At 39.7% G+C, this 10,719-nt stretch carries 13 protein-coding genes; all 13 read left to right on the forward strand.

What is annotated here, in order from left to right:
• Positions 1–148: 148 nt before the first annotated feature.
• Entirely contained in the window at positions 149–1,975 is a 1,827-nt protein-coding gene (locus ACJMMI_RS04300; RefSeq protein WP_405353874.1) for a hypothetical protein, read from the forward strand.
• Positions 1,972–3,033 carry a dockerin type I repeat-containing protein gene (locus ACJMMI_RS04305; RefSeq protein ID WP_405353876.1) on the forward strand — a complete coding sequence of 354 codons (1,062 nt, stop codon included), beginning with the start codon at positions 1,972–1,974 and terminating at the stop codon, positions 3,031–3,033. The genes ACJMMI_RS04300 and ACJMMI_RS04305 overlap by 4 nt, the downstream gene beginning before the upstream one ends.
• Positions 3,034–3,150: 117 nt before the next feature.
• Positions 3,151–4,149, forward strand: a complete 999-nt coding sequence (locus ACJMMI_RS04310; protein ID WP_405353895.1) for an ATPase, T2SS/T4P/T4SS family — start codon at positions 3,151–3,153, stop codon at positions 4,147–4,149.
• On the forward strand, positions 4,139–4,636 hold the full coding sequence (locus ACJMMI_RS04315) for a stage III sporulation protein AB (RefSeq protein ID WP_405353878.1): 498 nt from the start codon (positions 4,139–4,141) through the stop codon (positions 4,634–4,636). The genes ACJMMI_RS04310 and ACJMMI_RS04315 overlap by 11 nt, the downstream gene beginning before the upstream one ends.
• Positions 4,637–4,646: 10 nt before the next feature.
• The gene (spoIIIAC, locus tag ACJMMI_RS04320) at positions 4,647–4,841 is read left to right on the forward strand and encodes a stage III sporulation protein AC (protein ID WP_117704296.1); all 195 of its coding nucleotides are present in this window, start codon (positions 4,647–4,649) and stop codon (positions 4,839–4,841) included.
• A gap of 9 nt (positions 4,842–4,850) precedes the next feature.
• On the forward strand, positions 4,851–5,243 hold the full coding sequence (locus ACJMMI_RS04325) for a SpoIIIAC/SpoIIIAD family protein (protein WP_405353880.1): 393 nt from the start codon (positions 4,851–4,853) through the stop codon (positions 5,241–5,243).
• A gap of 13 nt (positions 5,244–5,256) precedes the next feature.
• A complete protein-coding gene (locus ACJMMI_RS04330) occupies positions 5,257–6,405 on the forward strand; it encodes a stage III sporulation protein AE (RefSeq protein ID WP_405353882.1) in 1,149 nt (382 codons plus the stop codon).
• The gene (locus ACJMMI_RS04335) at positions 6,402–6,875 is read left to right on the forward strand and encodes a stage III sporulation protein AF (RefSeq protein WP_405353884.1); all 474 of its coding nucleotides are present in this window, start codon (positions 6,402–6,404) and stop codon (positions 6,873–6,875) included. The genes ACJMMI_RS04330 and ACJMMI_RS04335 overlap by 4 nt, the downstream gene beginning before the upstream one ends.
• 12 nt (positions 6,876–6,887) lie before the next feature.
• Entirely contained in the window at positions 6,888–7,337 is a 450-nt protein-coding gene (locus ACJMMI_RS04340; protein WP_405353886.1) for a hypothetical protein, read from the forward strand.
• 7 nt (positions 7,338–7,344) lie between these two features.
• On the forward strand, positions 7,345–7,890 hold the full coding sequence (locus tag ACJMMI_RS04345) for a SpoIIIAH-like family protein (protein WP_405353888.1): 546 nt from the start codon (positions 7,345–7,347) through the stop codon (positions 7,888–7,890).
• 123 nt (positions 7,891–8,013) lie between these two features.
• Complete coding sequence (gene nusB / locus ACJMMI_RS04350; RefSeq protein WP_405353890.1) at positions 8,014–8,493, forward strand: transcription antitermination factor NusB; 480 nt, start codon at positions 8,014–8,016, stop codon at positions 8,491–8,493.
• Positions 8,493–9,428, forward strand: a complete 936-nt coding sequence (locus ACJMMI_RS04355) for a peptidase M22 (protein ID WP_405353891.1) — start codon at positions 8,493–8,495, stop codon at positions 9,426–9,428. The genes nusB and ACJMMI_RS04355 overlap by 1 nt, the downstream gene beginning before the upstream one ends.
• A 308-nt stretch (positions 9,429–9,736) precedes the next feature.
• On the forward strand, positions 9,737–10,719 hold a 983-nt coding region (gene xseA / locus ACJMMI_RS04360), incomplete at its 3' end, for an exodeoxyribonuclease VII large subunit (protein ID WP_405353893.1).

Genomic DNA, 10,719 nt, shown 5'->3' on the forward strand with positions numbered 1-10,719 from the left:
ACGGATTTTAGACAAATATGCTCTACTTTTTTTAAAATTATTTTTGTAGGCTCTATTTGTTACCCCAACATTTATTATAGAGCCTGAATATTTTGCCGCCGAGGATTGTACTGTAATTGCGGCAATATTTGATGAAAACACAAATCAAATGATTGCATCGGGCAAAACATATGTTACAAGTGAAAACGATTCTGTAGATGTTCAGCTTGCGATTGATACTATGCCAAAGGCATTTGTGCTTAAAGCATATATGGTTGATTCGTCAAATTCGCCTTTAAGCGACGAATATGAAACTTCAATGTACACAACCGAAATGCAGGAGCTTTTAGCTAAAACGGTTGATGACTTTGATTCCGAAAAGGTTTTAAATTTGGATGAGAACGATTCCACAAACTTTGCCGTTTACAGCGAAGATGTAAAAATTTTGGATGATGACAGCGAAAAAAATCTTCTTAAATCATATGATGAAAGCACTAAAACTTATGTTTTTGAAAACTGTACGGATGATATGCTTTCACTTAAAACAGATGATGAATTTTCTTGTAATGCAGATGATGATAATGTAATTATCATTAAGGTAAAAAACATAAGCATTAACGGAGATACGGTTACAATTACAGCGCAAGACATTGAAATGGAAGATGTTTTCGATTATGTAAAAATCGAAGCGGAGTCTTCTCTCGGAGATGCCGAGGTCGATAAGGATTCCCTTTCACCGGGTGTAACGGTTAAAGAAAGTATGCCGCAAACTCAAAAATCTCTCGGAAGAAAAGTGAATATCGGCGGCGAAGGAAGTATATACAAAACTTTTACACTTAACAGTGAAGAGAATAACAACGGAGATGACAGCGACGCCGATAAAAAAATTGCAGTCGACGGCAGTTTTGATTTGAAAGGCAGTGCCACTCTTAGCGGTGACATAAACTTTGAGATTTATATTTCACGCAAGCATAAGGAATGCAGTTTTTCTGTTTCTGTCGGTGTTGAATGTGATTTTAAATTAAATATGTCAGGTACGGTTGAATGGAGAATAGGCAGAATTACAAAACCTGTTTTGCCCAAATTAGCTAATGTACAGATTATATTTGGATTTAAGTTTGAAGGTGAATTTGAAGCCGGTCTTAAAGCTAATATAACTGCAGTGCTCGGAACTAAATACGAAGACGGAAAAGGTTTTAAAAGTACCAGCCACGGACCTGAAATTGATGCTTCAATGCAAGCAGAAGCAAATTTATTTGTAGGAGCTTTTATTGAGGCAAAAGGTGAAGTTGTTGACGATAGAATTGCCTCGGTTTCATTGCAGGGAACTGCAGGCACCCAAATTACAGCTACGATGAAAAAAGATATATCAGAAACATATTCAAATTTGAATTTTGAACATAGTTGCTCAAATTGTATCTCAGGTTCAATTGCACCAAAAGTAGAGGTTGTAGCAAAACTGAAATTATTAAATAAAAATGTATTGCCGGACAGTGTTAAAGCAGGATTTCATTTAACTTTTTCGGAACATAATTTTTACTATTCGTTTGATAACAAAAAATTCGATTGGGGCAGTTGCCCGAATATTGTTTACAATGTTCCTATAAAAGTTATAGATGAAGACGGTTCTCCTGTAGCCGATGCAGATATAAGCGAATATCTTTCAATGCAAACAACTCTCGGCAACAGCAATTTAAACGGTTATTTTTATTGTGCGCTTAAGGGCGGCAACAACGGAGTATATCAGGTTTGGGTTACTTCGGGCGATAAAAAATCTGTGCTTAATTTTTCTTTAAAAGGTGATTCAACAGAAACAATGCTTGTCAAAGAAAACGGCAGTTTTGATAAAATAGAAAAATCAAAGCATTTTAATGACGGATATTATGAAGTTGTAATCGGCGAAGATTATAATTCGGATGAAGAGCAGGTTACCACAGACCTACCCAGTCTACTCCTACCGATGGAAAAGAGTATCTTCCATTTATTTCAACTATGACTGTTGTTGGTAATGGTGAAGATCACTGGTTAAATGATGAATGGTGGGATGTAACGGCTGAAAGTAACTCTATGAACGAAATAGCGAAAAGGGTTTATGAAATTACATATCATAATATTCCTAAGAATAATAATTATATTGTTAAGTTTGTTGCGAACCATAGTTATGCTGACCATTGGGGTTCTGCAACTGATGAATTTATAGCTGAATCAGGAGTTGAATTTAATTCAGCTTATTTTGGTGAAAATATTAGATTTAATGTTCCTTATGATTGCGCAGATGTAACGCTCAAACTTGATCTTACAAACTTTAACTATTCTTCAAAACTTGGTGCAGTAGCAAAAGTAACGGTAACAGATACAACTAATAATGATAATCCTGCCACCGAAAATATATCCGCTCAAAGCCTTTCACGTGCCGTAGAGGCTGTTGATTCGGTGCAGACGGCTGACCTTAACGGACTTGTTCCTAATGAGGATTATATTATTGCCACCGTAAAATCCGCTTCTGAAAAAGATGTGTTGTCTGACGATAATCTTTTGTACATAACACAGACCGCAGCCGATGAAAACGGATGTGTTTCGTTAAATTATCTGCCGAAAGAAGAAACAGAAAATTCAGTTATTGTATATTACGGCGCTAACATAAAAAATGCCGAGGTGACAATTGAACCTATATATTATAACGAGAATGAACAGCAGGCAGATTACAGTGTATCTTATGGCGGAAAGGTTCTTACAAAAGATATAGATTATACAATCAGCATAGATGAAAATGTAACCGAACTCGGAAATTACAGCGTAAAAATTACAGGCATCGGCGGCTATTGCGGCACAAAGTATGTTACTTTCTCTGTTGCCTTAAAAGCAGGCGATGTTGACGGCGACGGTTTTGTGGATATTAACGATGTTACTGCACTGCAAACATATCTGTCTAAAATTGATAATATGTCATACTATCAAAAGAACAGTGCCGATGTAACTAAAGACAATGTTATAGATATAAACGACGCAACTATGATTCAGAGATACTGCGCTGAATTATGTATGATTTCTTAATTTAATAAAAAGTAAATATTCAATACAAAATCTCCTTAACAACGGTTAGGGAGATTTTTTGTGCTTTTATTTAAAAAATCTATCATTCAAAAAATATTTAAGCCTTGTTCTTTTTATGTGCTTGTCTGCATACATATTAACAAAGCCAAGGAAAGGACGATAAAAATGACAAGTCTTAATAATGAGGGCAGGTTTATGCTTGCTATACGCTCACTAAGTCAGAATATTTACCAGAGGATTTTACCGCTGATGCCAAAGTTTTGCGATACCGCACAGGAAATCAGACTGCGAGTAAACCGACCTGTTGCCATAGTTTGTCCCGAAACTACATATTTTCTTACACAACAGGGCGGACTCACCAACACTATAATTGACGGCTCAATGCTCACAGTCAGCCGAGGAGATCTCACCGACACTTTTCATAATATCTGCAATTATTCGGTGTATTCAAAGCAGAGTGAAATTATAAACGGCTTTGTTTCAATGCATGGCGGTCACAGAGCTGGTATATGCGGTACTGCAATCTGCGAGGGCGACAAGGTTATAAACATTCGTGATATTTCGTCAATCAACATCAGAATTGCAAGAGAGCACAAGGATTGCTCAAGGGCGATTATTGAAAATCTCAACCCTGATTTTGGCGGTGTGCTTATCTGTGGTGCACCCTGCACAGGAAAAACAACCCTTTTGAGAGATATGGCAAGAATACTTTCTACCGAGTACGGCAAGAGGATTTCGCTGATTGACGAGAGGGGAGAGCTTGCCGGTACTTCATCGGGAATTTTGCAAAATGACATTGGCTTGTGCGATGTTTTCGATTTGTACGACAAGCCAAGCGGAATTATTCAGGCAATACGCAGTATGTCACCCGATATTATTGTGTGTGATGAGATCGGCACACAAAAGGATATTGACGCTGTTGAGTACTCGGTAAATTCCGGAGTTTCGTTTATTTCAACTGTTCATTGCTCATGTATTGATGAGTTAAGAAAGAAGGAAAATATTCGCCGACTTATTGCCTGCGGCGGTTTTAAAACCCTTGTGTTTCTTGACAACAGAGCAAAGGTTGGCAGGGTAAGCAAGATAATGAAGGTCGGTGATGTTTTTGCCGATTAAGATTATCGGTTGTATTCTCATTGTTGCGGCAACCACGCTTTCAGGCTTTAAAAAATCACAGCGGCTTTATAAACGCAGAGATTTAATTAATGACTTTTTAATTTTTTTAGACAGCCTTGCAACAAATATCCGCTACAGTACAGACGAGCTTTCTGTAATTCTTTCAAAGAGTGAGGACAGCTTTGGTAAGGCTGTATATAATTCCTATAAAGAAATAAAAGGCAGCTTTTTTGAAAGGTGGAAAAAGTCCGTAATCTCAGCAACGCAGGATTATTATCTGAAGCACGAGGATAAACAGCTTTTATGCTCATTTGGTGAAAAGCTTGGCATAACCGATGTTGAGGGACAATTAAAGCATATTGAGCTTTACAAAAATCTTGCAGCCGCTCACCTTGAGGACAGCAAAAAGGATATAATCGAAAAGTCAAGGTTATACAGGACTATGGGCTTTTTTGTCGGTACGGCAGCCGCCCTTATTATAATCTGAAAGGATAGCTATGGATGTTGAACTGATTTTTAAAATTGCTGCCATTGGCATTATAGTAGCTGTGCTGTGTCAGGTGCTTATACGAAGCGGCAGAGAGGAGCAGGCAATGCTCACTACCCTTGCCGGTCTTATTGTTGTGCTTACTCTGATTGTCACGCAGATCAGTACTCTGTTTAACACAATAAAACAGCTATTCGGCTTTTAGGACGGCAGTATGAATATTATAACAATTTCCGCTGTGGCAATCGTGTCGGCAATTTCGGCAGTTGCAATCAGAAAGCATAACGGCGAAACCTCGCTTATGCTTTCAATCGCCTGTGGGGTAATAATACTTATGGCGGTGATTTCCTTTGCGGCAACCATTTTGCAGACCGTCAATAAAATTGCGGCGGCGTCAGATATGAACCTTGAGTACATAAAGATATTGCTCAAGGTAATTGGAATCTGCATTGTAACAGAGCTTGCTGTGAGTGTTTGCAAGGAGTCGGGACAGCAGGCAATAGCCACAAATGTTACGCTTGCAGGGAAAATATTGATTATGGTGACTTCACTTCCACTATATACAGAAATTTTAAATACTGTGGTGTCACTTGTTGAAAACTCCTGAAGGAGTGTTGATGTTGAAAAAATTAGTTGTGTTTTTTGTGGTGCTGATTGTTGTTTGCTTTTCTCAGATTCAAGCCTTTGCGGTAACAGAGGACGGCGAATCTCAGCCAACTACAAATGATATAAACAGCATTTACGATACCTCTGCTTTGTACAACAGCCTTTCAGATGAGGTAAAGCAGAGTCTTGAAAATATTGGGATAAACGGTGTTGACAGTCAGCAGATTTCTGAGCTTTCGTTTGGCGATGTGCTTAACGAAATAGTAAAACTTGCAGGTGAAAACAGCTCGGCACCACTTAATGCGGTAATATCTCTGACAGCATTAATTCTCATATGCTCGCTTTTATCCTCCTACAAAAACACGCTTTCGAGTGAAATTTCCTCCTCACTCGGCATAGCAGCCGTACTGTGTGCTACCTGTGCGGCTGCACTCCCTGCTATTGAAGTAATAACAGAAGTGACCGGAGTAGTAAAAACCGCATCAGCCTTTATGCTTGCATTTGTGCCTGTAATGGTGATGATAATGTCAAGCACAGGTCATGCAGTCAGCGGTGCATCTTACTATGCAATGATGATTGGAGCAGGTGAGGGAGTGGGACAACTCAGCTCAAAGGTTATTGTGCCGTTTTTGAATATGTTTTTAGGGGTGTCGGTAACGGCAAGCGTATGTCCGGAGTCTAAGCTTTCGGGTATAACCTCAATCATTTCAAAGGCGGTAAAATGGATACTCGGCTTTGCAATGACAGTATTCACAGCGGTGCTTTCCTTTAAACAGCTTATAACTACTTCTGTTGACGATGTATCAACAAGAGCGGTAAGATTTACTTTAAATTCCTTTATTCCAATAGTCGGTTCGGCACTTTCTGACGCATACAAAACTGTACAGGGAAGCGTCACCTTGCTCAAATCGGGACTTGGAATTTTTGTGATAATTTCCATTGCATTTATGTTTTTGCCTATAATTCTAAAAAGCCTTTTGTGGATATTTACTCTCTCGGCAGGAAAACTGCTTGCAGAGGTGCTTGGCATAAATCAGGTAAAAGATTTACTTGAAGGAGTGGGAACGGTGATGTCAACTCTGCTTGCAATAGTGCTTTGCATAATGTCGGTGTATGTAATTTCTACGGCACTTGTGCTTTTAATGGGAGGTGGCGGAGTATGAGCAGTATGGCATGTGCCACAATTACAGTATGCGGCGGTGCTTTGGTGTGCAGTTTGCTCTCTGCCTTTGTGCCTGAGGGTGCTACTAAAAAGACAGTTGCCCTTGTTATAGGTGCTTTTATGGTGTGCTGCCTGATTTCACCGCTCAGCTCTGCAATATCCTCTATAAAAATAGATAATCAACTGCCCACAGAGATTGAAAGTGAAATTTCAACCTCAGATGAAGCGTACTCAAATCTTGTGATAAAGCAGGCGGAAGAAAACCTTGAACAGAGCCTTACGGATATTCTTTTGCAGAATAATATCAGAATATCGGATTGCAAAATTGTACTTGCAAAATCGCAGTCAGACAGCATAATCATTGGTGACATCAGCATATATATGAGCAATGAATACAAAAGCCAAAATGAAAAAATCGGTACGCTCACCTACAGAAGCTTTGGAGCATATCCGAGAATAACTTATATTTAAGGGTGCAAAGCAATGGAAGAAAAAACAGGCGGAATAAAAAAACTGTTTGAAAGCGATAAGGCAAGAAAAATTATTATCATAATCGGTGTAATCGGAATTGCATTGATTTTTATATCATCTTTTTCAAACATTAATATGGGTGAAAAAACTGATACCGAGGGCTTTTCCGTAACAACCTACAGCACAGAGATTGAAAGTGATTTGCAAAAAATTCTTTCAAGCATAAGCGGCTGCGGGGAAACCAAGGTGCTTTTGACAATAGAAAACTCGGTCGAGTATGTCTATCTTGATGACAGCACCACCAAGACAAAGGAAATACAGCCTGTTATACGAGGAGTGCTTGTTGTGTGTGAGGGCGGAGATGACCCTGTAGTCACGCAGACGGTTACTCAGGCGGTAACAAGAGCATTGGATATTTCATCGGCAAAGGTATGTGTAACTAAACTAACAGAACGAAGGTAGAGGTATTATGAAAATTCAGAAAAAGCATATTGTAATGACAGCACTTGTACTTGCACTCGCCACAGCGGTGTACATAAATTATCAGATTTCACAGGCTCGCACAACCCCGGCAAAGGAACTCGGTGCAGCGTCATATGTGAATGCCACAGTAGGCTCAACTTCAACCTCTGATGAGGCGGTGAGTACAATAGCACTTTCAAAAGATCAGCAGGACTTTTTTGCCTCGGAACGCACCAAAAGGCAGAACACGCAAGATAAGGTGATTGACGATGCCGAGGAAATACTTGAGTCAGACTCAAGCTCGGATACAGAGCTTTCTGACGCACAAAAAAATGTGGAGAAGATGATTGGCTTTTTTACCACGCAGGACACCATAGAAACCATAGTCAAGGCAAAGGGCTTTTCAGATTGCCTTTGCTGTATTACGGATATGGGCGTGACTGTAATTGTGCCGAAAAATGAGCTTAACGAAAACACAGTCCTTTCCATATATGACGCAGTCACTACTCATTATGAAATTGCAAGTGATGCAATATCTGTTGTTGGTGCGTGAGTTATTAAAATACTTTTAGCTTATTTCAAATGTTATGTTCATATCATTAATTTGAATATAGTTTACAACTAAAATTTTATGTGATATAATTATCCTAATATTTTATTGTAAAGTTGGGATAGTATGTCTGAAGAGATAAATGTAACTTCTACAGAGGTAGAGGAAAACGAAGCTAACGAAAACGAGGCAGTACAGATTCAGCTTACACGCTCAGAACAGCGTGAGCAGGCATTTATGCTTTTGTTTTCAAAATCATTTACAAATACTTCTGTTGACAATATGCTACAGGATAACTCAGAACTTTTTATGGGCGGAATTTCCGCACTTGCTCAGGCTGAGGTTGAGGGTATTGTAGATGTAAAGGAAGAGCTTGATGAGATTATTTCAAGCTACCTTAAAAAGGGTTGGAGTCTTTCAAGAATTTCTAAGCCGTCACTTGCAATCTTAGAACTTGCAATTTATGAAATCAAATATCTTGAAAATGTACCTGCAAGCGTTGCAATCAATGAGGCAGTAGAGCTTGCAAAGAAGTACACCATTGATGAAAGCGGCTTTGTAAACGGTATTTTAGGCTCTTATGTAAGAGCAAACGGGGAAAAGTAATGAGCTTTTTTCTCGGAATTGATACCTCAAACTATACCACTTCCGCAGCGGTTTACAACAGCGAAAACGGTGAAATGCTACAAAGAAAAAAGCTTTTGCCCGTAAAGCAGGGACAGCTCGGATTAAGACAGAGTGATGCTGTATTTCACCATACGCAGCAGCTGCACACGCTTGTGGAGAATATTGCAAAAGAGGTTGATTTGTCGGGTGTGTCGGCAGTTGGTGTGTCAACCCGTCCTCGTCCTGTTGACGGCTCGTATATGCCGTGCTTTACGGTTGGCGAAAACACAGCAAGAATTATATCGGCAGTAATAAAAAAGCCTCTCTTGACATTTTCACATCAGGAGGGGCATATTGCCGCAGCGTTGTTTTCATCAAAAAGAGATGATTTGTTTGACAAAGAATTTCTTGCATTCCATGTAAGCGGTGGTACTACCGAGGCGGTGCTTGCAAAGGGATATACAAGCTCGTTTAAGGTTACAGAGGCAGCCAAAACCCTTGATTTAAACGCAGGACAGGCAGTTGACAGAGTGGGACTTATGCTCGGACTTAAATTTCCTTGCGGCCCTCAGCTTGAACAGCTTGCACTCGATAATACGGAAAAATTAAAAGTTCGCCCCACACTCAAGGGTGCGGATTGCTGCCTTAGCGGTCTTGAAAATCAATGCAGAAAAATGCTCGATAACGGCGAAAGCAAAGAGAAAATTTCAGCCTTTTGTCTTGCGTCTATTCAGTTCACTCTTGAGAAAATGACCGAAAAATTGCTTGAGCAGTACGGCATTATGCCTGTGATTTTTGCAGGCGGCGTAATGTCTAATTCTATCATAAGAAATGCCCTGACAAAAAAATTCAACGCAATATTCGCCAAGCCCGAATATTCAGCTGATAATGCAGCCGGAATAGCTTATCTTGCTTATAAAAAATATACGGAATAAATAGTTTAAAAGAAATAAAGTTAGAAGATTTAAAAGGTCGCTGACCTTTTATCGTTTGGGAAAGAGGGATACTTAAGGGAAAAGGGCATCGAAAGCCTTGTTCCCTTAAGCGTGCTTTCTTTTGGAGCTTTTCTTTTCACGCAAAAGAAAAGCGGAATTGGTAGGCAGTTTATGACAAGCTAAAAGTACTTTAAGAGAAATAAAGTATATAACCTAATTCCCACACAAATTTTGCTAATAGTAAAAACAGTTTACGAGAAACAGCTTATATAGCCATTATATAAACTTCACAGAACAGGAGGGAAGAAATGTATACCCCACAGATACCAAAGCCAAAAGTGCTTTCAGTTTCACAAATAAATTTCTATATAAAATCCATAATTGAAAATGACAGCAGATTGCAGTTTGTGCTTGTAACAGGTGAAATTTCTAACCTTACAGTTCACCAGCGTAGCGGTCACATTTACCTTACGCTCAAGGACAGCCGCTCGGTAATCAGTGCCGTAATGTTTGCGGGCAACGCAAGACGATTAAAATTTCGCCCTGAAAACGGAATGAAGATAATCTGCCGTGGCAGAATTTCGCTTTATGAGCCAAGCGGTAGGTATCAGCTTTATATTGAGGATATGCAGCCGGACGGCATTGGTGCGTTGACTCTTGCTTTTGAACAGCTCAAGGAAAAGCTTGCAGTGCAGGGACTTTTTGATAATGCACACAAAAAAGCACTTCCTAAGTTTCCTAAAACAATCGGCGTAATTACTTCTCCTACAGGTGCGGCGGTTCAGGATATAACCAATATTATAAGACGAAGATTTCCTGTTGCCGACATAGTGCTTGCTCCTGTTCTTGTGCAGGGCGAAAATGCTCCCGAGCAGCTTGTGCGTGCAGTAAATAAATTCAGCAAAAGTGGTATAGCTGATGTTGTGATTATCGGCAGAGGCGGCGGTTCTGCCGAGGACTTGTGGGCATTTAATGACGAAAATCTTGCCCATGCAGTGTATAATTGCAAAACCCCGATAATATCCGGTGTCGGTCACGAAACAGATTTTACAATCTGTGACTTTGTGGCAGATGTGAGAGCGTCAACTCCGTCAGCGGCGGCAGAGCTTGCAGTACCCGACAGGCAGGAGCTTTTGGCATATTACAAAAAGCAGCTGCAATATTTGAGTGCTTTGATGGATAAAAAGTTCAGATCAGCCGATTTAAGACTTGAAAATCAAAAACGCAGACTTGATTATTACGCTCCCGAAAAGGTAAGAGCGAGAAGATATAATCACCTTGTCTTGCAGAG

The organism is Ruminococcus sp., from assembly GCF_045129435.1.
Taxonomy (GTDB): domain Bacteria; phylum Bacillota; class Clostridia; order Oscillospirales; family Acutalibacteraceae; genus Ruminococcoides.

Bases quoted from the DNA above. Each gene is read 5' to 3' on its own strand.
- ACJMMI_RS04300 (WP_405353874.1), top strand. From the start codon at position 149: ATGATTGCATCGGGCAAAACATATGTTACAAGTGAAAACGATTCTGTA.
- ACJMMI_RS04305 (WP_405353876.1), top strand. From the start codon at position 1,972: ATGACTGTTGTTGGTAATGGTGAAGATCACTGGTTAAATGATGAATGG.
- spoIIIAC (WP_117704296.1), top strand. From the start codon at position 4,647: ATGGATGTTGAACTGATTTTTAAAATTGCTGCCATTGGCATTATAGTA.
- ACJMMI_RS04325 (WP_405353880.1), top strand. From the start codon at position 4,851: ATGAATATTATAACAATTTCCGCTGTGGCAATCGTGTCGGCAATTTCG.
- ACJMMI_RS04335 (WP_405353884.1), top strand. From the start codon at position 6,402: ATGAGCAGTATGGCATGTGCCACAATTACAGTATGCGGCGGTGCTTTG.
- ACJMMI_RS04340 (WP_405353886.1), top strand. From the start codon at position 6,888: ATGGAAGAAAAAACAGGCGGAATAAAAAAACTGTTTGAAAGCGATAAG.
- ACJMMI_RS04345 (WP_405353888.1), top strand. From the start codon at position 7,345: ATGAAAATTCAGAAAAAGCATATTGTAATGACAGCACTTGTACTTGCA.
- nusB (WP_405353890.1), top strand. From the start codon at position 8,014: ATGTCTGAAGAGATAAATGTAACTTCTACAGAGGTAGAGGAAAACGAA.
- ACJMMI_RS04355 (WP_405353891.1), top strand. From the start codon at position 8,493: ATGAGCTTTTTTCTCGGAATTGATACCTCAAACTATACCACTTCCGCA.